The organism is Paraburkholderia sp. GW821-FHT02A12, assembly GCF_059422005.1.
Window position 1 is genome coordinate 3,196,306 of record NZ_JBWKWA010000001.1, and the last position, 23,248, is coordinate 3,219,553.

The window sequence follows — 23,248 nt, forward strand, 5'->3', positions numbered from 1 at the left end:
GTACCACGCGGCTCAAAGCCTTGAGCAACAAGGCTTGCCGGGCGATGTTACGCAAACTGCACGAATCCTTGCTCCTACCCTCTTAGGGCCGGGCGAAAGAGCTGACCGTTTCCCGATCGCAGGCCCACAGGCTCCGCGGCGCGCGAAAACAAGGAATGTCTGGACTTGCGAGACAGCATGGCGTAACTATACTTCCTATCATCTGACGGAACTGGCGTGCTGCGGGAAAAGCGGGATATACATAGCACAGCCCCCGGTGCATCGCATGCGCGAACGGCTCGTGCCGGACGCTGCTTGCCCGTCGGGTCTCTCCGGTCCGCAGGTACCGCCAGTGGGTTCGGCGCCGTGGGGAGCGCAGGGGGACGGCGTCCCTGCAATGCCCCGAGTGCGCGGCACGCGCCTCGCAGCCCAGTGAAGCGAGGAGCCAGGCATGCGGTACTGCCGTGATCGGTAGGTCAGGGACAGCCTGACGCGCGCCGTCCATTGCGGCCGCACCACGAACGGGGGAATCATGGCTTCGGCCCATACCGTGCAGCACTGGCCGTCAAGGGGCGGAACACACCACGCGAGGAACACCGTGACGGCACCGGTGTGCGCGCGCGTTCTACCCGGGCACGGCCACCGGGTCCGTGAAGGATCCCGGACGAAAATGCAGGCCGATCCGGCCAATCGGCGCATTCTGGTAATCGACGACAACGCGGTGACGCAGGAGGATCTGCGCAGGATTCTCGCTGGCCACCCCGACAGTGAAACCGCGCTGGCGACAACCCGGACGGCCCTGTCGGTCGGAGTGCCGGTCGCTCGCGAGGCGTTTCCGGTCGACTCCGCGCATTCGGGACAGGAAGCGCTTGCGCGGGTCGAGCGCGCACTTGGGCGGAACCGGCCCTATGCAATGGCATTCCTCAACATGTGCATGTCGTCCGGCTGGGACGGCCCGACGACGATCAGGCGGCTCTGGCAGGTGGACTCGCAATTGCAATTCGCGCTGATAAACGCGGATGCCGACGCCCGCCGGGAAACGCTGGCCGCGCGCCTGGGAGCAGACAACCGGCTGCTCATTCCCGACGGGCCACTGAACCCTGCCGGGATACGTCGGGTCGCCAGCATGCTCACGACCAGGCGGCGCACGACAGGAGCGGCCACTGTCGGAATGAGCAACCTCGCGCTGGCCATCGAGGGAGAAACCCGGGAGCCCGACGAGGCGAATCCCGTCGTGGAGAACGGCCCGGCTATCTTCTACCGTCTGCGTGGCGAGCCCGGGCTTTCACTCCTGTACATATCACAGGGCATCACACGGTTCGGTCACGACCGTGACGCCTTGCTGGCCTCGTCAGCCTGGGTCGAGGAGCTCTTCGATCCGCGCGATCGGACGCGGGTCGAAGCAGCCATCGCGCGCGTGCTGGACCGGGGCGTCACGGGCGCGTCGGTCGAGTTCCGCCTGCGCACCGGCGACGGCGCCGGTCGTTGTGTCGAGAACCGCTTCGTCCCGGTGCGCGACCGGGAGGGACGGCTCATCGAAATCGAAGGGATGATCCTCGACATGACCCGGGAACAGGCCGCGGAGGAGAAAACCGCGCGGCTCGCCGGTACCGATGCGCTCACGGGACTGGCGAACCGGACGACATTCCTACGCCGGCTGCGCCACGCGTTCGCGGCCGCCCAACGCGGCGCCATGCCGTTTGCGGTCTTCCATCTGGGTCTCGATCATTTCGGGTCGGTCAATGACACACTGGGTCGCCCGGTTGGCGACCTGCTGCTTCGGGAGGTCGCGAAGCGTCTGACGACCTGCATGGGCGAACGCGATCTGGTGACCCGCCTGGGTGAGGATGAATTCGCCATCCTGCAGGGCGAGATGGGCGAGCCCGCTAACGCTGGGAGCCTGGCGGCGAGACTCCGGACGGCACTGGCCTTCACCTACCACCTCGATGGCAACGATGTGCGGATCACCACCAGCATCGGGGTCAGTCCTTACGTGGAGGGAAGCAGCGACGCGCACGCGCTGCTGATGCAGGCTGATCTCGCGCTCCACCGCGCCAGGCAAGATGGCGGCAACCGGTATTGTTTCCATTCCGACGGGCTCGACCAGTCCGTGCTCGAACGGGTGACGCTCGCCGATGATCTGAGAGGCGCAGCGGATCGCGGCGAACTGGAACTCCAGTACCAGCCCGAGGTCGAGTTGTCCTCCGGGAACATTGTCGGGATGGAAGCGCTGGTGCGCTGGCATCATCCGGCACGCGGCCTCCTTGCCCCCGGCATTTTTGTGCCGATTGCTGAGCGGGCCGGCACGATGAGAGCGCTTGGCCACTGGGTGCTGGATGAGGCATGCCGTCAGATGAGGGCATGGCGCGACGAAGGCGTGGCCCCCCTGATGATCGCCGTCAATCTGTCCTTGTGCGAGCTTGGTAGCGCCCAGACTTTCATTCGCGATGTCGCCGAAACCATCGCGAAATGGCGGCTTGCCCCGTCCGACCTGGAGTTCGACGTGACGGAGGCGACCCTGACCCGGCTCGCGTGGTCCCAGAACGACGTGCTCCGGGCGCTGCGCGAACTCGGCGTGAAGATCGCCATCGACAATTTCGGCAGCGAGTACGCGTCGTTTGACTATATCCGGGCCTGGCGCGTGAGCCATCTGAAGATTGCTCAATCGCTCATCCACCGGTCCACTAGCGATCCCGGGAGTGCGGCGACGATCCGTGCCATCGTCAACCTCGCGCGCGAGGCCGGTATCGGCGTGATTGCGCAGGGCGTAGAGACCGAGCAGCAGCGTCTGCTGCTCGCTGACACGAATTGGGCGACGAAGGCGCAGGGCTTTCATTTCAGCGAGGCGGTGGCGGCCGCTGAGGCCAGCGCACTGCTGCGCCAGGGCCACATCGCCGAATCAACGTAGTGCGGGACTGTTAAAAAGCGAGGGGTTTTCGGCAGCGCTAGCATTGAACCTCGCCAGTACCTACGTCGAGGTCCGCGATGAAAATCGTTGTTCGCGTCGAATTGATTACCGACTGGGGTGATGTAAATACGATCGAGGTAGGCCGCATCGACCGGCCAAGCCAGACACTCGATCTCGAATCTGTAGGGCTGTCATTGGCGGATGGAAAGCAACTGCTGCATAACTTGCAACAGGCGGTGATCCCAGCCCAAGCGGACGAAATTTGCGCCTTACGGCGCATCTGTCGACGATGCTTACCGAAAGGCTCGCTTCGCTTGTCCAGATGCACGCCGGGACCTCTCACCCACGACTCTCGGTGATCACAGACGGTGCCAACGGGATCCAAAGCATCTATCGTCAGCTCCCGTTTAGCGCCACGCCGATCCTTGACTGGTTTCACATCTCGATGCGGGTGCGGTATCTCGAGCAGATCGTCAGGGGTTTGCTGCCACGATCCGAGACTGAGCAGTACACGAAGAAAGCGCTGCAAACTTACGTCAACAAATTGCGCTGGTGCTTCTGGCATGCGAACGCTGCAAAAGCGGAGCAACGGATGCGACAGATCCCGCTGCTCTGTCGCATCGTTGTGCCACCGACGCAGCGATTCGCGCGGAGCCTCGAGCAACTCGACTATCGCCTCGGCGAGTTGTTCGCTTACCTGAAAAGCAACCACGGCTCGACGACCGCCTACGGGAAGCACCATCGTGAGCGCGAGCCGATTTCGACGGCCATGGCGGAATCGGCGGTGAACCAGGTGGTCAACGCACGCATGTGCAAGCGCCAGCACATGCGCTGGACGCCACGTGGCGTCCATCTGCTTGCCCAGGTGCGATGCGCGGTGATCAATGGTGATCTGGCAACCAGGTTTGCAGCCTATCGAGCGCGCATTGACGAAGGACCGGAGGACGTGTTCCGCTTTCTCGAGTTCCTGCAGCGGGCGGCAGAAGCGGAACCCCTCGCTTTTTAACAGTCCCATACTGGGATCGCGGCCGCGCGCGCACTGCGGCAAGCGACAATGCACCCACGCCGGAGGCGGTGTTGCAGCGCGTACTGCACACGCATCGAAGACGCTTCAGGGTCTCGCCCGAAGTGGGATTGCCGTCCGCGACCGGTGAGCCAATACGGGAAACCTCGCGGGAGACCACGGCGCTGGCCACCGTGCCGCATCCATTGATCGCGTGGCGCGCGCGGGACGCTTCGCGAATGTGGCGAGCGCAACCAACACGCTCGGCGTGGGCGACGACGCGCACGCTGTCGCGCTCTTCCTGCGCGATCGCGCGAGCCGCTCACCGCATACGCTGCGTGCATATCGGACCGAACTGCGGCGGCTGGTCATGTGGTGCGAAGCGCAGCAACTCGGCCCGCTGTCGGATCTCACGCACCACGACCTGCTCGCATACCGGCAGGCATTGCGCAAGCCCTCTCATGATGCCGTCGACGACAACAACAACCGGACGGCGGCGGAAGCGACCCAGGCCCGGGCACTCGATGCAATCCGAACTTGCTGGGCACCGGAAATGCCCACAAAAGCGCCATACCTTCCGACAATGCTTGTTCAATTGAGACTGGGCGGCAGCGTTCCGAGCTGATGGAAGACACTTAGCCAGTCCTCGATATGCCAGGTTTTCGCTATACGTTCATCGCGAAACTCGTGAAAAGAGTGAATCGCAAACTCGATTGGCCTAGATGTCGCTGCGATGCCCATCAGAGACCCAGACTGCGTTCCCGTGACTTTTGCCCGCACGCCAACCATGTTCCCGTGGATCAATACGTCCAAGATCTGAACGTCCATGTCCGGCAACGCAGAAGCCAAGTCAACAAATACTGGAATCATCTGGTCTGGCCCCCCGGCCGTCCCCAAAGACGCAGGCACGTATTGCCAGTCGGGCGTAACAACCGTCCGCAGAAGCGCAACGTCTTTTTGAGCGTGCGCCTGGTAAAAACGGCCAATGATCCGCTGCGCAAGGATATTCTGGAAATTCGTGTGGTCGTAAGACATGGTTATCTCCTTTGACGGTTTGACATACACAACTACCCGCGCCAACCGTACGAGACTGAAGGGGTCTGGCGGGGACGAGTTCTGACGACAGACAGGCTGAGCGCGGTACAGCGCGTTGCCCAGGCAGTTGCCTTCAATTTCATCGTGCTGGACCCTAGTCACGGATTTTGTCGGCGCCCGCGGTGGGCCTCCGACGTCCGCGGCCGCGCCCGGGCACTCCCGCGCGATGATCGGCGTGCTGTATTTCTTCCGATTGCCGCCACAATACGCACGAAAGAAATCCGGCAAGCACAATCTGCATCACCTTGTCGCTCGCCCTCTGCGGATCGCACATTCTGGAGAACTGCACACCCTCGCGCAGGCTCACCAAGCCGAGCGCGAGCGCGTCCGCCTGCAGGGGCAATGGCCTGCCGTCGCGCTCCGACGCCGTGCGGATGTACGCGCTGATCTGGTCGACCTTTTCGTGCCGGAACGCGTTAAAGCGCTCCTGAAACGCGGTGTCCCGATACGCGAGTAGTTTGGCTTCGACCCAAAGCAGAATGCAGTCTCGATCACGAAAATACCGGCTGTAGTACGCGATGGCGCGCGCCTTCACTTCCGCGGGCGTGCCGCCCTCGTCCATGACCGCCCGCAGATCGACCTGCGCGCTATCGTGGTCCCGGCGCACCAACTCAAGCAGCAGATCCGACTTACCGTCGAAGTTCGAGTAGAACGCGCCGCGCGTGTAGCCGGCCGTCTCGGCGATGTCCTCCACGCTTGTAGCGGCCAATCCTTTTTTGACGAACATCTTTCGCGCAGCCTCAAGCAGACGCTTTCGCGTCTGTTCCCTGCGCTGTGCGTGTGTCAGGCGTTCCCGTTTCATGGCATAACGTACCGGTCGGATCAGAGACCCGGCATCGCCGGGCCCCTTTGCAGCAGCGTGTGTCGAAATATGTGTAATCGACCGTGAGGTCGCGGCCTGCAGTCAGGTCCTGGTGGCGAAAAAATAACTTCCGTGTCTTCGATGAGCGTTCAAACCCCTCTATTGGCGCGTCGACGACCTGTACGCGCTAGAACGTATAGGCGACGTTCAGGAAGACGTTAAGCGGATCGAGCCGGAGCGTCGATTTGGAAACGATCTGCGTTCCAGTCGCGGTCTGCCCGTAAAGCGTCAGGTGGGTCTTCACTGGAACGTAGCCGAGAGAGGCTCCGACCGACCAATGTTTTGTAATCGCGTAATTTGCCCCAGCCTCGAATACAGGGTTCCACGATGAACTGAGGGTCGCTCGTGCCGAGCCGCCTGGACCGAGGCTATCAGAAACAAACTGGCTATTAGTTGTCCGAACCTGGGTGAACCACGTATAGTTCACGCCGAGTCCGACGAACGGACGGAATTTCGATTCGGCTGAAAACAGGTGGTATCGAAGTTCGAGGGCGGGCGGCATCGGCCTCGTCGAGCCAAGGTTGCCATACTTCTGCAGCGTACCATCGCCAACCAGATTCACCTCCAGTGGCAATCCAAACAGCGTGGCAACACCAATGTTGTCCGTGACATAGTACTCGGTGGTAATTCCCACCGTATCCGTCGAGCTGGCATGCGCCCCGGTACCGGCTAGCTGCTGGTTCACCGCTACGCCGCCAATGCTCTCCACGGTTAGTGGCGTTGCGTTGCCCTGTGGCGCAATGTGAAGCCATCCTGCCGACAGTGTCACGCTTCCGGCCGACTGTGCATTGGCATTGTCGATAAGCGCCGCCGGGCAGATACAAGCTGCCATACCGACCGAACTGATTGCGCGTTTGTAATTCCTCATGTCTTTTCTCCTGTCTCTCTGTCTGGAAATTCTTTATGAATCAGTGGTGTTGCCGTTCGATCCGTTCAATTGTTTGTTTTCCCGTTTTCGTATAGACACAATGGGCACACTCCGATCGCCCTGCACCCTAATAAGCGTGCATGGCCAGGCGCTCCGTCTCAGGCGGGAACACGCACCAAGTACCGTCACGGTGCCGGAAGAAAAAGAATCCAAGCGGGCCTGTCGGTAGCAGTAACTCGATACGCACGCACGGTCTCTGATTCGAGCGCGCGCGGTTGAATCGGGTAACCCGAACCGGCATCGAAGAAGTCGGCCCGAGCCATTTTTCAACCTGCGAACGCAAAGACCTTTCTGATGCGACACCCATCTTCTTTCCCTCCCTGGCAATTAGGTGTTCTAAGCTATAAACATTGGCATGAATTTGAACCGCCGCATCGCGGCGGGTATGCGCTGACTAGCCTTTAATCTGGGCGCATGACCGAGCGCGTCCGTTTGATCTCGGGGCTCGTGTCACGTTGGGCTGGCCCGCGTATCTGTCGATGCGTCGTCTGTCCCCGTCGGTTGCTCGGCCCGTGATGGCCTCGCCGCGGCCGAGATCGAAAATGCGAACGGAAAGCGCCCGAGCGCGGAAGTCGTCAACGCTTCGAACGCGGGGTCGGCAAGTTCGACGTGGAGTGACATTCCGAGCGAGGTGTCATCAATGAGGCTAACGATTGCATCCTCGACGCCAGCCTCTACGAGGGCCGACTCCAAGGCATCTGCCGTTTCGCGCCGTTTCAGCGCCGGCTTGAAGATCTTGCCGACGCCCGTCAACGGCATCGTGTCCACGATCCGTATCCCCTTTGGCAACGCGGCGCGTTCGTTGATCTCGTGACGCAGAAACTCGGCCAATTCCGCTTCGGTTGCGGTTATGCCCGGCTTTAGCTGGACATAGGCCACCGGCAATTCGCCCGCATGCACATCGGGGCGCCCTACGGCTGCGGCGATCTGAACCGCGGGATGGCGATGCAACGGCTCTTCGATTGCTGCAGGGTCGATGTTGTGTCCACCCCGGATAATCAGCTCCTTCTTCCGGCCGGTTAGCCAGAAGTAACCATCGGGGTCGCAGCGTCCGAGATCTCCGGTGTTGAGCCAGCGCCCGCCGCCGCCATCTTCCATCCAGATGCCACTGTTCTGCTCCAGCCGGGTATAGCCAACGAACACGTTTGGCCCGGAGATAACCAGTTGGCCAACCTCATCCGCAACGCAATCCCGTACATACCGGCCGCTTGCGTCGACCACCACTGCTTTCATCGCCTGACCGGGCAGACGAAGACCAATCGAACCGACCCTGCGCTCGCCAAGCGGCGGGTTAACGCTGCTAACGCAGGTACCCTCCGTGAGGCTGTAACCCTCAAGGATTCTGATTCCTGTACGATCCTGGAAAGCGCGAAGTAATTCCACCGGCATCGGGGCGGCGCCGCACAGTCCATACTCGAGCGAACTGATATCGTGCTCGCCAACCGGGACGTCCAGCAGCGATCCGTAGAGTGTCGGGACACCGCTGAAGAAGTTGACGCGGTAATGCTCAACAATTTCCCAGAAGCACTTTATAACGCCATCGCCCCGATAACCTTGCGGTGTGCCGAGCACGACGTGGGCACCACGCGAGAACGCGAGCAGGCCTGTCACGATCACGGCGTTGACGTGGAAAAGCGGCAATCCGCAAAAAATCGTTTTCCCAGGACCAATGCTTTCACCGAAGAATTGACCCGCGTTCCATGCATTGGCCAACCTCGGCGACTATCCCTCCGACGCCGACGCTATCGAGGCGGCGCAGCGCTGGGCGATCCAGTGGTGCGACGAGAACTCCGAATAGGCCGCGCGCACGGATTCCTCGAAACAGATCCTTGGAGGCAGTTATGCAACCTTGCAATGCCTGTCTCGAATTGGTTGGAAAGCCATCTAGCGTTCCTCCGCATGGTGATCTCGCCGATTCCGGCGTCAGTGAAATCGGGTCGCCGGGCCACATGACGAAGATCAGCAACAACTGGAATTGCACGGTCTGCGGCAACTGGCTGTACCAGAACACAGCGGATGGCGAACCTCCAAACGAGTGGACGATGGGGGAACGGCCGTTAGATTGGCTCGGGATGGGATGACTAACGATTCCTCGAAGATTGCGATGGACGCTAGTGTCCTGAGTTAGAAGTTCGTTGAATCAATCTTCCGCTCTATCCGAAATGACGAAATGCTGATTAAAAAGCCGCTCGGACTCGCGCAACCCTTCTTCGGTAAAGATCACGGATTTCGTCTTGTTGACCGGATCATCAATGAAGCCGCGTTCGTAGAGCCGATTTAGCACATCCCAGTCGAAACCCTTCCATGCGCGGTATCGATCATGCAGGGTCAGGTAGAGGAGTGCCAGGGCGACTTCATCAATTGCATCGGTATTGATTTTCATGGTGCTACTCCCGCGGCCTTACGAACCCGCACACAAAACCGTTCGAGGCTGGCCAGGATCTCGTCAGCCGACTTGCTCCAGGCAAACGGCTGGGGATTAGCGTTATAGGTGTCCAGGTAATGACGAATCGCGTCTTCAAGCTGACGTGTCGATCGATGCGTGCCGCGTCGAAGGTATTTTTCAGTGAGCGTGGCGAACCAGCGTTCGACCTGATTAAGCCACGACGCCGAAGTGGGCGTGAAGTGAACATGGAAGCGAGGATGGCGAGCGAACCAGGCTTTGATCGAGGGTGTTTTGTGCGTCCCATAGTTGTCCATCACCAGATGCACATCCAGACCGGATGGCACGCTGGCTTCGATGGTACGCAGAAAGCGCAGGAATTCGCTGCTGCGATGGCGCCGATGTACCTCCCCGATCACTTCACCAGTAGCAATGTCCAGCGCAGCGAACAGCGTGGTCGTGCCGTGGCGCATGTAATCATGCGTGCGTCGCTCAGCGATGCCGGGTGCCAGTGGCAATATGGGTTGCGTGCGGTCCAGCGCCTGAATCTGGCTCTTCTCGTCCACGCACAGCACCATGGCCTTGAGCGGCGGATCCAGATAAAGCCCGACGATATCTCGCACCTTGTCGACGAACATCGGATCGCTGGAGAGCTTGAACGTTTCCTGCCGATGCGGTTGCAAACCAAAAGCACGCCAGATTCGCGTGACTGCGGTCTGCGACAATTTCATCTCATGAGCCATCGTGCGCGTGCTCCAGTGAGTAGCTCCGACAGGAACGGACTCGAGCGTCTTCGCAATGACAGCATCGACGCGCGCGTCATCGATCGTTCTCGGCGCGCCGGGCCGAGGCGCATCAAGCAGTCCGTCCAGACGGTGGATCACGAACCGCGCCCGCCACTTCGAAACCGTTTGCTGAGTGACCCGCTGTTTCGCCGCAACTGTCTTGTTATCCATACCATCGGCACAAGCCAGTACGATGCGCGCCCGCAATGCCAGGGCCTGTGCCGTCTTGCGTCGCATCGTCAGCGCTTGCAGTTGTTCTGCGTTCCGATTCGCTCAGCACGAGTTCTCCTTTGGGCCGTCCGCTCATCGTTACCTCCCGTATCAAGTGCCATACAAGACACTTTAGTACGGGATTGACATCTTTCAATGAATTTCTAACTCAGAACACTAGTTTCGCGCATGACTTCAAGCGCACGTTATCGTGAATACGTTTAAGCTGTTTAGGCTATGTGCGCGACGGCGATCCGCATCTGGCGCGTCCTGCACTGCTCGCCTCTTACCTGAACGGCCATCATGTCGACACCCAGCCGCCTCAAAGCGCCCCTGATTCTGGTTCTCTCGCTCGTCGTGTTGTGCGCGGGCGTCACCGTTACGATCGGCGTGTTCGGATTGCTGGTGATGCTGCTCGGCAAGCTGTAGCGCGCCGCTGCGGGCGTTGGCAGCGCGACATGTGCATTCTGACCGATGTTCCCGGTGCCGCCGAGACGGCCTGATTCATTGCAAGGAGTTTCCATTGACGGACCACGCTGATTCTTCCTCGCCCTCCAAGCCGCAGCTCGATCAGGATTTGCTCGAGCTGGCGCATGAAGTCTTTGAGCTCGCACGACGCGGTGATGCCGTGATGCTCGCTTCGGTGATTGAGAACGGCGTACCACCGAATTTGCGCAAACAAGGGCGACAGTCTTGTGATGCTGGCGAATTATCACGGACACGTGGATGCAGTGCGGGTGCTGCTGGAGCGTGGCGCCGATCCGAACCTGCGCAATGATCATGGGCAGACGCCCATTGCTGGAGCTGCTTTTAAGAGACCGTTTCAAAATGACTGCTCCGTATGCCTGAAGATGTTCCAGCAGACGAGGGAGCAACCGAGTTTGAGGAATGCTTCGTGAATGTCGGCGCGACGCTCAAAGCGAATGCGAAGACGACGAAAGTTGTGGAGCCATGCTTGCCCGAATTCGCGCTCTGCTATGGCGCCAGGCGACAACCCATAGCGGCAAAATTTCCGCGCGTTGCGCAGCCTGCTGCGATCGGGCAATCGGGCATGCTTCGGAATTGTCCACCTCAATTGCCCTTTAAGCTTGACCCACATCAAGCCGGTGATGGCCGAACCCACTAGCCTGTAGTCGTATTGTTGGAATGTGTGACGCGCAGGCGTAGTGCGTTGGGGGAGTCTGCAAATCAAATGAACGATGTAAACGACAACTTATCGCGACGCCGCGCGTCTGTGGGAAGACGCGCTCCTCACACCGATGTGCAAGCGCAAGCGCGGAGAAACCTGATGAGCTCTGTGACGCATTCGAGTCTCCCCAATGAGGGAAGCGGTGGACTGGGCTCCCCGGAGTTGCCGCGGCTCGCCCACATCATGCGCGCCTTCATCGAAGCAGGTTGGGCGCATTACGTGCAGCGGCTGCACCTCAGGCGGAACGTGTCGGGCATCGCTTCACAGGCGGGGCACACCAGCGATGATGATGCGAAGCAATTTCGGGAAACGCTCGAACGGCTTGGGCCTGCATTCGTCAAGTTTGGTCAACTCCTGTGTCTGCGGCGCGACATGCTCCCGGAGATTTACATCGAGGAGTTACAGAAACTTCAGGATGACGTCGCGCCATTTTCCGGTGCACAAGCGCGTGCCATTGTCGAGCGCGAGCTAGGTCGGCCGGTTCACGAACTATTTCTCGAATTTGACGATTCGCCTCTTGCTGCCGCGTCGATCGGTCAGGTTCACGCTGCCCGCCTCTTCGACGGCACCAGTGTCGTCGTCAAGGTGCAGCGCCCGGGTATCGAGCCGATTATTCAGGCTGATCTGAACGTCCTGCGCTTTCTGGCACGGCGGCTGGAACGATATGTGCCCGAGAGCCGCCGGTTCGGACCACTGGATCTCGTCGAGGAGTTCGCCCAGATCATCACGGAAGAGCTGGACTATCGAACCGAAGGACGCAATGGCGACCATCTGAGAGAGGATTTGCAGGACGATCCCGGTGTGTTTGTGCCCCGCATCTACTGCGACTTCACCAGTCCGCGTGTGCTGACGATGGAGCGAAGCCTGGGGGCACAAGATGGCTGAGCAGACAGACGCTGACCCGGCGGATCGGAAACGGCTTGCCGCAAATCTGATGGCGTCGTTCCTGAAGCAGGTGTTCGAGCACGGTTTCTTCCATGGCGATCCGCACCCCGGCAACGTGTTTGTCCGTGCCGATGGCCGATTGTGCTTCCATGATTTCGGCATCATGGGACGGCTATCTGCGCACGATCAGGAGTCGCTCGGACAACTCATCCTCGCCGTCGGTTCCGCAGACGTTCCGTGGATTGTGGATGCCTACTTCGACATGGGCATTGCTGCGGCTTTCGCGACCCAAAACGCACTCAAAAATTTCTCGCGTGCTTCGGGCCAATCCGGCAACACTTCGCACTGAAGCGGCACGTGATACGCGCCTCACTTTATCGCAAACAACTCGAAGCCCGGTTCGTTGCATGGCGCGAATTCGCCGAACTCGCCCAAAATCCGTCGACTACCTTCTGACCAGTCGTCGCAGCTGCCGTCGTGCCATCCCTCCTTCGGTAAGTTGACAATGCCATAAATAGTTATAAAGACCGGAGCTATGGTTGCAGCCATGTGCTAGCGAATAGTTGCCCGCAAATGAGTGCATGCCTGCCGAGTCAGTCGCCTCGATAGTCGACGCTGGGCACGAGGGCGGGAAGTTGTTCGCATCATAGAGATGCATTTACGCTACTCGCGGATCAAGTATGAAGTTGCTAGGGATGATTTTGCCAGCTTTCTCCCAGGACGCAAGCCAACTATCTGCGCATCGTGCGCGAGTTCTCCCGATACCTTGGGCGTTCGCCTGATACTGCCACCGTCGAGGACCTGCGCGGCCACCAGCTGCATCTGGTCAATCACGGCACGTCATCTACGGGCTGCTGTTCGACATCGCCGCCCACACGCTGCGCACGATCGCCGCCGATCCCAGGCACCTCGGCGCCCACATCGGTGCCACATTTGTCCTGCACACCTGGGGCTCAGCGCTCACGCATCATCCGCACGTGCACGGCATCGTCCCGGGCGGTGGGCTGTCGCTCGACGGCGAGCGCTGGATCGCCTGCCGGCCCGGCTTCTTCCTGCCGGTGCGGGTGCTCTCGCGCCTGTTCCGGCGCCGCTTCCTTGAAGCGCTCACCGATGCATACCCGTCGGTCATCAGGACTGCACCATCGCGGATGCCGGCGAACAGTTTGTCGGCCCGTTTATCGCCGCGTCCGGATGTATAAGTGAAGCATCGTGTCGGGATACCCGAACCGGTCATCTGCGCCCACCGGTAACTCTTCGTCTGCGGGCGACGCCCTTTCTCTTTCAGGACCTGGATAGTTGTCCCGTCGCAGTGGATCACCTCTGCCTCAAGTAGCGCGTCGCGCATCAGGCTGATCACGGGCTGTGCAGCCACGGCTTTGGGGACCTTTTCCGCAAGCCGGTCTAGGCGGCGCGCGGCCTGAGCAGTCCGGTCGTTGTCCATCTGGCATGGACGATCGGATCTGGCTGAGCGCGTCGCACCCATTTCCGAACGGATTTACGCAGCCCTACGGCTGTTTTGCGTAAACCCGATCGTCTTTTCTCTATACAAATCAAAGGCCGGACCGGTGAATTCCGTCTCAGCGTGAGACTGGCGCGACGCCCGCGGTTGGAGCCTGCGGGCGTCTGGGCGTGTTCGCGTCCCGCGCTGCCGGCGACGCACCCGATATCGCCTGACTTCGCCTCAGTCCCGTTCTGAGCCAGGGTAAGGCAAGCGCGCAACGATTGCAAGAGCAGTTGTCTGTGCTGGCGGCGCGCGTGACTTGGGCTGTCTCAGCGTAGCCGGACTTCGCGGACCCTATTGGCACACTGCCGCCCGCTGAATGACCACCTTTTTACTCGTGTTTTCGCGCTTGTGTCGCTGACATCCGCCGGTAGGATTTCCGCAGGGTCCCTCGTGCCGTACGCGGCCCTGTTCGTACAGTAGAGGCGCAGGGCGTCGCGCGTCTGCTTAATTCGGCCTGATTCATGTCGATAAGACTGGCATATACCAGCACTACACATATCACATTATGAGTAACCGTCCATCCTTGCTTGCAAGACTCGATCCACGCGCCCACCAGTTGGAAGCGATCGACGCGGTCTGTGCTGAATTCAGGACCGCTGATCGCGCTACCGTCGTCAAGGCATGCGGCACTGGCAAGACGTTGCTTGAGCCAGAGATTGATGCCCGCATGGGCGCGCGGTTCACGCTTGTGCTCACACCGACCCTCGGTCTGCTGTCGCAGACGATCCAGACGTGGTTGCGCCAGCATCCAGTACGGGTTGCCAATGCGCTTTGCGTCTGCTCGGACCCGACCGTGGTGCCCGACGACACCGAAGAGATACCTGTCGCCCTATCGGCCTTTGACTGCCCGGTTACGACCAGCGTGGACGTCGCACGCGATGTCATTCGCGCAGCCCGGCGAGGGCTCGTCGTCTTCTCGACCTACCAGTCAGCCGCCGTCCTTGCACAGGCACTGCCCGCAGGGTTCGCTTTTAACCTTGGCGTATTCGATGAAGCACACTGCACAACCGGGCTGGCGGAAAAGGAGTTTTCGCTGGCTCTGGACGATGTCGGGATCCCGATTGCCAAGCGCCTCTTCATGACGGCGACACCGCGGCTCGTTCGTGCAGATGGGGACGATAACGAGGCGATTTATTCGATGGACGATGAGTCCGTCTATGGGCGCGTCGTCTATCGCCTGACGCTGCGTGAAGCGATTCGCCAGGGTCTGGTCTGCGACTACCAGATCATCCTTGCCTGCGTCAATCGGCGCTTTGGCGTTGATAGTCACTGGCTTGAACGCGGGAAACTGTCGCTAGATGGTAACGCCGGCGCCAATACGCCGGAGCTCGCTGCGCTCATCGCACTGCAGAAAGCGATGGCGGAAGTCGGAGCCCGGAAGGCCATCACGTTCCATGATCGCGTCAGGACCGCAGGTGCATTCGCCGCACTGTCTGACGCTATCCCCTCCGCGCATACAGGTGAGCCGATCCCGGGATTTCACGTCAACGGGACCATGTCGATGAAAGAGCGCGACGCGGCCCTCGACGCGTTTCGTCATGCGCAGCGGGGAATCGCAACAAACGTAAATTGCCTTGCTGAAGGAATCGACGTACCCGAGGTCGACCTCGTCGCTCTCATGGCGACGCACAGAAATCCGATCAATGTCGCGCAGATGTGCGGCCGTGTCTTGAGGCTGAGTCCGGAAACCGGAAAGGAAATCGGCTACATCTTCGTTCCCATGTACCTGGACCAGGCTGGACCAGATCCAGAGACTGCGATCGCCGGCGCTGGGTTTGCCCATGCACTCGACGCGATCCATGCGATGGCCGCGATCGATGATGCTGTTGCCCAGACGCTTACCTTGAGTCGAGGCGATGCTGGCGGGCGTGATAACACCGATGCCATCATGTCGAAGATCAAGCTGTTCGCGCCGCCGGAAATCGTCCGGCGTTTGCGCGCCGCCATCGAGGTTCGGGTTTTCAGCAGGAATAGCGCTGCTGACCTGGACAGACGGTGGAATGAGATGTTTCAGCAGTTGAAGGATTACCATCGGGAGCATGGTCTCAAAGGTCTGTCGCGCCACTCTGCTCTCGGAATGTGGCTCGAGTACCAGCGCACTAGAGCCAGACGGGGTTGGTTGCAGGCCGATCGCCTTGAACGGCTGATGACGCTGGGAGTGGTTCCGCATTCCAGGACAGATGCGTGGGAAGCCGGCTTCAGGGCGTATCAGCAGTACTGGCTTGAGAATGGGCATGGTCGCGTACATCTGGATTATGTGACGGACAGTGGCTTTCGTCTTGGCGTTTGGGTCCGCACTCAGCGCATTAAGTTGAGCCGGGAAAAGCTAAACTCCGAACGCCTTGCACGTCTAACTGCAATTGGGTTCGTCGAGAGTCTTCACAAGAGCAACTGGCGACGGGGGTTACGCGAACTCGAGAACTTCAAGGCCGAAACAGGTCACGTGAATGTACCTAGCAGACATGTGACGCCGAGTGGCTTTCGACTCCGGCAATGGGTCGATAACCAGCGATCCCGGCACAGGAAGAAAAAGCTTAGTCCGGACCGACTCGCGTGTCTGGTGGCCCTGCGTGTTCAGATGGAGCCTCGCATCGACGACTGGGAAAAATCATTTAGCGTAACTACGGCCCTCGTGCAGGCACAGGGCCATGTGAATTTTCTGCGGAACCTGCGTGCTCACAAGAGCGACTGGCAACAGGGGTTACGCGAACTCGAGACCTTCAAGGCCGAAACAGGTAACGTGAATGTGCCACGCAGACATGTAACGCCGAGTGGTTTTCGACTCTGGCAATGGGTCCAGGCCCAGCGATCCTCGTACAGGAAGGAAAAGCTGAGTCCGGACCGACTCGCGTGTCTGGTGGCCCTGGGTGTTCAGATGAACCCCGGCGACGCGAGGTTTGAAATGACAATCCGGGTACTCGAAAGCCACGTTCAGGAGACGGGAGACGATCCAAACCTCCCACGGAGGTTCGTTGCTGTGGATGGCACGCCACTCGGCAAATGGCTGATCGCGCAGAGAATTCGTTTCGGGCAGGGTCGGCTGAACCCGGAGCGGGTTTCGCGCCTCCAGGCGCTTGGCGTTCGCCTTGAATGACAGCGCAACCGGCGTAACGCATAGTCCCACCTTCCCGGCTGTGCGTCGGGAGGACTTGCCCGCGCGTCAGCTTCGACCTGGACCGAGAGCGCCGCATCATGCACGTGGAACTCCGTATGCCTCATACGAGTTGCGCAACGGCTGTGTCGATATCACCGCGCCCGTCGGGCGCCGGAGTACCTGTTTTGAGCGCCATGTGACCGATATCCGATTGACTGAACAATCATTGTCGGGCGTGCTGGCGAGCCTTCCGACGAGACATACGAAGCCAGATTTCGTCACATTCGATGCAAGCTGCATTGGCAGCGTTTGAATGTTGCCGGGAAGGGCAGGATTGGGGCCGCCCGTCTATCATCAGCAGTCATACCGCCAGTCTGTCGAGCCCTGTGTCTGAACCGGTGACCCGTAGGGCAATCACGGTGGCGCAACACACTCCCTGCGGATAAAGATGAAAATCTGCGGGCATCGACCGGTTGAGTTGGACCTACGCACAAAACTGCGCCCTGCGCCCCACCCGTGTCGCCGTGGCACGGCCCCCCACGCGAATGCCGTGATAGCGGGTGTTAACGCAGCGATGACATTCGCGTACACGTGCCCGGACTCCTGGCTCACCATGACCGAGTGCAGCATCTCCCACATCAGAGTCAACGCAGACCATTTTGCCGTCCAACAGCGATCGACCAGCGAAGGGAACCGATGAATGAACGAGTGTCGAAAGTTGCAATGAATACGGCTGTGTCAGGGCGATTGTCGATGTGCCTGGATTGTCGGAAACCCTTTCCGGACAAGGCTTTCATGGCCGTCCGTTGTGTACCACTGCCTAGCTTATATGCAACGATCTAGTCGACGCGGAAAATCGAGGGCAGAATCGAACGCCCTCGATCCCTTGATCGAGGGGAGACAGTACGAGAGAAAACGCGCACGAAGCCTGTCCATGCCGTTTCGGGTCTCCCCTGCTAGCTACGAGTTGAATCTGACCGCACAAGGCAGGCTTGCAACAAGTCTCCAAAGGGCTATACCTTCTCCGCAGCACGACGGCGTCCATCGCGCTAACAAAGCGCCACTTGAACGCCACTTTGCTCTAGTGAAAGTCAAGTTTCGCGCTTTCCAGCGCCGCTAAGTGCCACTTGTGCGCCACCTATGATCGCCTTCAAAACACAACTCAGGTATCGACCTACCTCAACTGGCGTAACGAGAAGCGAAGTTCAGTAATACCCCCCTTGATCGCATTGCTCTAGAAACACGGCTGTGTCAGGGACGATCGACAGGGCGAGCATCCCTCCAACCTCACGCCCCGCAAGCGTTTAGATACTCCGACCAACGAACGACAAGAGCCCTTAGACGCAACAATCGCGATCTCAGTTAGGCTGCCTGCGAAGTTGTCTGACTACCCTATCTGACCGCCTCACTGATCGCTGAGAACCGACTCACTCGACCCGATTGTCGTCAGCAACCCTAACTAGTTGATATTCCTTTGCGGACGGCACTTGCAAAGCCGAGCGACTTCTCTTATGCTCTGGCTTGAAATATCCGCCGCCACTGCGGCATGACGTCGATCAATTGATTGACACCCCCATTGGATGAGCACCCTTGCGTGCTCACATCAAGTTAGCAACGTCCGAGGACTTGGACGCAAGTTGTCCGATAGCTCGTCACAACGACGTGCTAGCCGGTGCACAACGTGCGATCACCCAGCCGGACGCGCTTTGACTTGCGGCCGAGCCAAGACCGACTCGTGCAGCGCCTGCGGTACCCCTCAAAAGCGAGCATTCCAAAGTGAAGTTCGGCGCGCCGCAGCCATGCCGCGCGCCCATCCAACCGGAGCGGCTTACCCGCACCTGCCTCTTTGGCACCCGCAAATTCGACCGCCGCGCCCGCGGGTTCCGGTCCTCACACGCGTTGCCGTCGCGCGGCGCGCCAAATGAATCTCCCGAAATTCTCAAGCATTACAGTCCTCGCACGCAGGCCGCGCATGCAGACCGTTCCAGAAAAAGCAGCATGGCGGCAAGCCGCGTCCCTGCGGGGGCACGCACGGCCTGGAGCCGATCATCTTTCATAACAGCGCAGGACCCTACAGACTCCACCGAGTGGTCCGGCGGGACCAAGCAGCATCGCATCACAGTTGGTTGCCACTATCACACGACTTGCATCGCGCGCGAGCGCCTGCAACATGGCTGCCTGAAACACGAAGTATTAGTGGTGGCAGACGAACAAACGACCTAAGCCGAGCGTAGATCGAATCAGAGACTCGCTAACACATTTAACCCACCCTACCGGGAGAACGCATGTTTAACGAACCCAGTTTCACAAAGCGACCGATTGCCGTAGGCATCGATGTCGGGTACTCCTTTACCAAATTTGCTTTCATGCACGACGGAATCACTACAGGAAGTATGCCGTCGATCGCTCGCCGTGCCGCCGGAATTGCCTTTGAGTCCACTATGGAGGACGTTGGTGCACGTGAGGCCGATCTGGAAATCGAAGTCAATGGCGCAAAGTATCTGGTGGACACCTCCGACCGCGAGGTTGTCGCTTCGAGCATCATCCGCACCGAGACTGATGATTTCCCTAATACGGACGAATACGTTGCTCTGGTGGTGTCCGCCCTTATTCGGTGTGGGCAAAGGCACGTCGACGAATTGGTACTGGGGCTTCCTCTCCCGACGTATCAAATGTGGGCACAAGTCCTAATCGAGAAATTCCGTGGCAACCATGATTTTGGACGGCACGGGATCTTCACTATCCGCAATGTTTCCGTTTTGCCTCAACCGCTCGGAGCCTATGTATATTTGCGCTCGACAAACCCGAATGCATTTTACGGTGATACGTCGTGCTGCATCGTCGATTCAGGGTGGAATACCACCGATACTTTCGTGTCCTCATCTAGTTTTAAGGTTGATCGGGCACGGTGCGGCGGTTTGCAAGGTGGAGCGGCAATCGTGTTGAGAGAGATCGCGACACTGTTGCAGCGGAAATACAAGGGACGGTTTAGCAATTTGGACCGGATCGATCGGGCGATTGTGACCGGCAAGGCCCTCATACATGGGGGCGAAGAGATTGACCTTCAGCCGTTTCTCAGCGCAGCGTTGCACGTCACGATTCCAATAGCCAGGTCGGTTATGACCACTATTAAGACACAAGAGGATTTGACTGTTTTCGCTACTGGAGGCGCAGCACATTACTACGTGCCGGCTCTTCGCGAGGCGCTCGGTTGCGAAATCAAGCTGCTCGAGCAGCCCCGATTCGCTAATGCGATCGGGTTTTTGATGGCGGGCGAGGCCACATTTAAGGGGAAGCGATGAAACTGCTGAAAGGTCGGTTTACGGTTCACGAAGTAGAAGATTCCCATATTGCCGAAGTCCTCGCACGCGAGACATCCCCCCGGCGGCGTTCGCGCTTGCTTGTTCAATATGCCAATCTTGGACGCATGCTAGAAAAGATGGGAGTGAACGGAGGAAATGGCAGTGGGATAGGTTCGCAACCGGCCATTGATACCAGTGACACCCCACTACCGCCGCAGCCCACCGTAATTACCGACTTGGGGGATATCTTCTTTGCCAATGCTCTTTCTGACTTCATGCCTTCGCGAGTCGAAGGCGATTAGGACCATGCCGAAAACGAACATAGGCGTTCGGCCGCGTGATAGATCCCTGCTTCCATAGGTTGTTGTGGGGGCGGATTCAGCGACCCTTCAATCGACTATTTCGTTATCCTTTTTATTGCACGAACACAACACGAGAACAGATACTTTACGTTGGCCAGATGTCTCTATAAAATGTCTACACGCCGCCCATCCGGCATGAGCCCTTCGGGGCACCCCAGTCGAACAGTTCCAACTTGGAATTGCTCGCCATTCAAGCAGGGCTACCTGCGATTCTGAAACGTGCACTCTTTGCTCGTTCGCGAGAAAAAGCATGCGCAGTCCGACTGAAAATCCGGTCCGACTGACCGCCCGCATCTAAGCAGTGGGGCATTGGCGCCTCCGTTCGCGTCTGCGTCAATCCGTGGCGCCTGGCCTGCCGTAAGCCTGATATGCCATCCGGTCCTCGCAACTTCTTTCCCCCGAAAAGCACACACAATATCTGAGATTCGTCGATCTTTCGACGAGCTCGCTGCATTTCCTCCGAAACGGCATTGACGCCACCGTGGCGGCCCCTGGTCCCGGCCGCTCCGCATCAACCCGCAAAGCTTTTTGACCCGTCGCTCCCCGTGCGAACGACGGCAGCGTTTTGCTGCGCGGGTTGCATCCGAGCTGACGGATGCGAGATTCCCTTTCGGAGGATTTGTGATGCGCACACGTAACAAACATTCGAAGCTTGATCGCCCCAAAATCGTCGCATACCTGCGCCGTCAGACCGTGGCGCGACTAAGAGCGATCGACAAGCATGCCTATTCCCTTCAACAGCTCTCAAAGAAAATTGACCAGCGTTTCGGCGTCAAGGCACACAAGTCGACGATCCACCGATTCCTGAAAGAGCTCGGAATCAACTTCGCGTGGGAGAAGACGAAGTGAACCGAACAAAAAAAACGCCCTCGGTTCAGGGTTTGGCCCGAGCGCTTGTTTCGTCTGTGATCGCACTTGGACAGAAAAAGTCCGCGCTCAGCGATCTGGCCAACCACGTAATTTTCTCAGTCGGCACAGCGCGCAACTTTGAGCAATGTATCCGCGAGTTTCTGACGTGGCGCATCGCCAGCGGAACAAGTATTAACGCGCCCGTCACCCGCGCCGAGCTGGAAGAGTACCTGCTAGAGGAATGTGTGCGTTGGCGCCAAAAGACAATGGACCAGCACAGGCAGGCGCTAAGTCTCGTGTTCTGCGTGATACTGCCGAATTTTGACGCAGAAATTCCCACGTTCACCGACGGACGGGCATACACGCACGAAGAGATGGAGCAGGTCGCATCCCGTCAGGAGCCACACAACTCCCTGGGCGCGCGCATCGCATTCCACGCAGGATTGCGTGCAACAGATCTGATCGAGCTGAGAGAGGCACACGAACTTGCTCCGGAGTCGGACCGCCCATGGCGAAGCGATCTGTTCTTAGGAATGCCTGCGGGCGTCATCTATCGGACGACCGGCAAGGGCGGATTGGCCCGGAGCGTCTGGATTCCGCTCGAATTGCATGAGCAGTTGCAGTTGCGCCGGCTCGAAGCGCCCGTTGCCGTAATTGATCGGAACGTGCATCGAACACGCGTCTTCGACTTAGGCGGAGGACACAGCCTTTCCGAATCCTTTTCGTCCGTGAGTAAGCTCGCGCTTGGCTTTTCGCTTGGACTCCACGGCTTGCGTCATGCGTACGCCCAACGTCGTCTTGAAGTGCTCATCTCCTTGGGACTCGATCCTCTGGACTGTTTGGAAATCGTCTCTCAGGAACTGGGGCATCTCCGTCCCGAGATCTCGCTCGCATACACGCCGCGGAGGAAAGCACATGCCTAAAAAAGAAAGGCATCCGACCGGCATGCGCGCACGTCGAAATCGGGATGGCACATCCACCTTTTATATGGTTCGTCCCGGTGGAGAGAAACTCGTCTTGGGCAAGGACCGTCATATCGCATGTTCGCGGTGGGTCGCGGAGCAACATGCGCAAGCGAGGATGGTTATGCCCACTACAGCACTCGGATTGCTCAGTGCCTTCGTCAAATGTTCACTGCCTCTGAGTAGCGCGTACGCTAGTGCGCGCCGGACGCGCGAACTGACCATTCTTCGGGAGTTTTTCTCCGAGTGCGGTGACCCGCCCCTGGTGGCGATCCGCGCTGAGGACGAGTTTCTCACTTGGTACAAATTGGGCAAGCGGACAACTTGCGTGGATCTGGCGGTCCGGATGTTCCGGCTAGTCTGGAAATTCGGTCTGGAACTGGAGATCACACGTGACAATTGCCCCTGGAAGTCCTTCGATCTCAGCAAGGCCCGGCTTCAGCTCGAAGCCGTCGACGTTGTGTACGGTTTTGCGTCGGCCCCGCTGAAAGATCTGCTCGGAGAACTTCTTGCCAAAGCGTCCACGACGACCGTCGAGCAAGGTCTCTACCCTGTCGAGCCGAACCGCTTGCAGCGTCTTCAGGCTCAACTGAAACAGGCAGCATCTTCCGCAGTTGCGATGTTGCGCAGCTGCGGGAGGTTCGACTTGGTTCCGCCTGTGTACCAACTCACCGTAGCCGATCTGATTGCGCTGCGAGGGTCACCTACCGTCGCGCTGGTTCGTCCTCCGGGTCGCATTCTGCTGGAACATCGGCGCACTGAGGTCCTGGCTTCGCTGCGATCCAAGACCCAAGCTGCACACGACGCGCAGAAAGCCCGTGTCCCGTCGGCCTCCAACGTGGCCGCTCAGGCACCGGGCAAATCGCCTGCCTTCGTACCGAAAGATTGGCGACTGGAGGAACAATGAGCGAGCGACTGACGATCACGGAGTCGCAGCAAGCGACCAAT

At 59.3% G+C, this 23,248-nt stretch carries 17 protein-coding genes and 8 pseudogenes; 17 read left to right on the forward strand and 8 right to left on the reverse strand.

Going from position 1 to position 23,248, the window contains the following annotated elements; translation table 11 throughout:
* Positions 1–649 precede the first annotated feature (649 nt).
* From AC07WT_RS14470 to AC07WT_RS14485, 4 genes are all read left to right on the forward strand, one after another.
* Positions 650–2,887 carry a putative bifunctional diguanylate cyclase/phosphodiesterase gene (locus AC07WT_RS14470; RefSeq protein WP_494947552.1) on the forward strand — a complete coding sequence of 746 codons (2,238 nt, stop codon included), beginning with the start codon at positions 650–652 and terminating at the stop codon, positions 2,885–2,887.
* 77 nt (positions 2,888–2,964) lie between these two features.
* Positions 2,965–3,246, forward strand: a complete 282-nt coding sequence (locus AC07WT_RS14475) for a hypothetical protein (protein WP_494947553.1) — start codon at positions 2,965–2,967, stop codon at positions 3,244–3,246.
* Entirely contained in the window at positions 3,243–3,893 is a 651-nt protein-coding gene (locus tag AC07WT_RS14480; protein WP_494947554.1) for a hypothetical protein, read from the forward strand. Before AC07WT_RS14475 ends, AC07WT_RS14480 begins: the two co-directional genes overlap by 4 nt.
* Positions 3,894–4,131: 238 nt before the next feature.
* A complete protein-coding gene (locus AC07WT_RS14485; protein WP_492596310.1) occupies positions 4,132–4,515 on the forward strand; it encodes a site-specific integrase in 384 nt (127 codons plus the stop codon).
* Here the strand turns inward: AC07WT_RS14485 and AC07WT_RS14490 are convergent.
* From AC07WT_RS14490 to AC07WT_RS14515, 6 genes and pseudogenes are all read right to left on the reverse strand, one after another.
* A complete protein-coding gene (locus tag AC07WT_RS14490) occupies positions 4,482–4,925 on the reverse strand; it encodes an ester cyclase (protein ID WP_494947555.1) in 444 nt (147 codons plus the stop codon). The two genes, AC07WT_RS14485 and AC07WT_RS14490, sit on opposite strands and share 34 nt — an antisense overlap.
* 154 nt (positions 4,926–5,079) lie before the next feature.
* Positions 5,080–5,787 carry a TetR/AcrR family transcriptional regulator gene (locus tag AC07WT_RS14495; RefSeq protein WP_492596308.1) on the reverse strand — a complete coding sequence of 236 codons (708 nt, stop codon included), beginning with the start codon at positions 5,785–5,787 and terminating at the stop codon, positions 5,080–5,082.
* A 187-nt stretch (positions 5,788–5,974) separates the two neighbouring features.
* Positions 5,975–6,715, reverse strand: coding sequence for an OmpW/AlkL family protein (locus AC07WT_RS14500; RefSeq protein WP_492596307.1), 741 nt, complete (start codon positions 6,713–6,715; stop codon positions 5,975–5,977).
* Positions 6,716–7,225: 510 nt separating this feature from the next.
* Positions 7,226–8,488, reverse strand: a pseudogene (locus tag AC07WT_RS14505) (AMP-binding protein); the annotation flags it as partial.
* A gap of 427 nt (positions 8,489–8,915) precedes the next feature.
* Positions 8,916–9,158 (reverse strand): DUF6429 family protein, encoded by a 243-nt coding sequence (locus tag AC07WT_RS14510; protein WP_429259590.1) that lies wholly within the window; start codon positions 9,156–9,158, stop codon positions 8,916–8,918.
* Positions 9,155–10,250: pseudogene (locus AC07WT_RS14515) on the reverse strand (IS630 family transposase). Before AC07WT_RS14515 ends, AC07WT_RS14510 begins: the two are co-directional and overlap by 4 nt.
* A 206-nt stretch (positions 10,251–10,456) precedes the next feature.
* Between AC07WT_RS14515 and AC07WT_RS14520 the strand changes: the two are divergent.
* Positions 10,457–10,582, forward strand: a complete 126-nt coding sequence (locus AC07WT_RS14520; protein WP_492595544.1) for a hypothetical protein — start codon at positions 10,457–10,459, stop codon at positions 10,580–10,582.
* A gap of 94 nt (positions 10,583–10,676) precedes the next feature.
* Positions 10,677–10,968, forward strand: a pseudogene (locus AC07WT_RS14525) (ankyrin repeat domain-containing protein); the annotation flags it as partial.
* A gap of 8 nt (positions 10,969–10,976) precedes the next feature.
* On the opposite strand, the pseudogene AC07WT_RS14530 reads toward AC07WT_RS14525, so the two are convergent.
* Positions 10,977–11,108: pseudogene (locus AC07WT_RS14530) on the reverse strand (IS5/IS1182 family transposase); the annotation flags it as partial.
* A gap of 333 nt (positions 11,109–11,441) precedes the next feature.
* Here AC07WT_RS14530 and AC07WT_RS14535 point away from each other — a divergent pair.
* The 5 genes and pseudogenes from AC07WT_RS14535 to AC07WT_RS14555 form a co-directional block, all read left to right on the forward strand.
* Positions 11,442–12,227, forward strand: coding sequence for an ABC1 kinase family protein (locus tag AC07WT_RS14535; protein ID WP_492595543.1), 786 nt, complete (start codon positions 11,442–11,444; stop codon positions 12,225–12,227).
* A 49-nt stretch (positions 12,228–12,276) separates the two neighbouring features.
* Positions 12,277–12,576 carry an AarF/UbiB family protein gene (locus AC07WT_RS14540; protein ID WP_494947556.1) on the forward strand — a complete coding sequence of 100 codons (300 nt, stop codon included), beginning with the start codon at positions 12,277–12,279 and terminating at the stop codon, positions 12,574–12,576.
* Positions 12,504–12,683: pseudogene (locus AC07WT_RS14545) on the forward strand (IS6 family transposase); the annotation flags it as partial. The gene AC07WT_RS14540 and the pseudogene AC07WT_RS14545, both read left to right, overlap by 73 nt.
* A 249-nt stretch (positions 12,684–12,932) precedes the next feature.
* A pseudogene (locus AC07WT_RS14550) lies at positions 12,933–13,070 on the forward strand (phage integrase N-terminal SAM-like domain-containing protein); the annotation flags it as partial.
* Positions 13,067–13,345: pseudogene (locus AC07WT_RS14555) on the forward strand (transposase); the annotation flags it as partial. The pseudogenes AC07WT_RS14550 and AC07WT_RS14555, both read left to right, overlap by 4 nt.
* Here the strand turns inward: AC07WT_RS14555 and AC07WT_RS14560 are convergent.
* Positions 13,342–13,596 (reverse strand): annotated as a pseudogene (locus tag AC07WT_RS14560) (IS66 family transposase); the annotation flags it as partial. The pseudogenes AC07WT_RS14555 and AC07WT_RS14560 sit on opposite strands and share 4 nt — an antisense overlap.
* Before the next feature lie 640 nt (positions 13,597–14,236).
* On the opposite strand from AC07WT_RS14560, the gene AC07WT_RS14565 reads away from it, so the two are divergent.
* The 6 genes from AC07WT_RS14565 to AC07WT_RS14590 all read left to right on the forward strand — a co-directional run bounded on the left by AC07WT_RS14565 (position 14,237) and on the right by AC07WT_RS14590 (position 23,207).
* Positions 14,237–16,825 (forward strand): helicase associated domain-containing protein, encoded by a 2,589-nt coding sequence (locus AC07WT_RS14565; RefSeq protein ID WP_494947557.1) that lies wholly within the window; start codon positions 14,237–14,239, stop codon positions 16,823–16,825.
* Between the two features lie 2,285 nt (positions 16,826–19,110).
* A complete protein-coding gene (locus AC07WT_RS14570; RefSeq protein ID WP_494947558.1) occupies positions 19,111–20,127 on the forward strand; it encodes a ParM/StbA family protein in 1,017 nt (338 codons plus the stop codon).
* A complete protein-coding gene (locus AC07WT_RS14575) occupies positions 20,124–20,429 on the forward strand; it encodes a hypothetical protein (protein WP_492595539.1) in 306 nt (101 codons plus the stop codon). The genes AC07WT_RS14570 and AC07WT_RS14575 overlap by 4 nt, the downstream gene beginning before the upstream one ends.
* Before the next feature lie 684 nt (positions 20,430–21,113).
* On the forward strand, positions 21,114–21,338 hold the full coding sequence (locus AC07WT_RS14580) for a hypothetical protein (protein ID WP_492595538.1): 225 nt from the start codon (positions 21,114–21,116) through the stop codon (positions 21,336–21,338).
* Entirely contained in the window at positions 21,335–22,261 is a 927-nt protein-coding gene (locus AC07WT_RS14585; RefSeq protein WP_492595537.1) for a site-specific integrase, read from the forward strand. Before AC07WT_RS14580 ends, AC07WT_RS14585 begins: the two co-directional genes overlap by 4 nt.
* Positions 22,254–23,207, forward strand: a complete 954-nt coding sequence (locus AC07WT_RS14590; protein WP_492595536.1) for a hypothetical protein — start codon at positions 22,254–22,256, stop codon at positions 23,205–23,207. Before AC07WT_RS14585 ends, AC07WT_RS14590 begins: the two co-directional genes overlap by 8 nt.
* Positions 23,208–23,248: the final 41 nt, after the last annotated feature.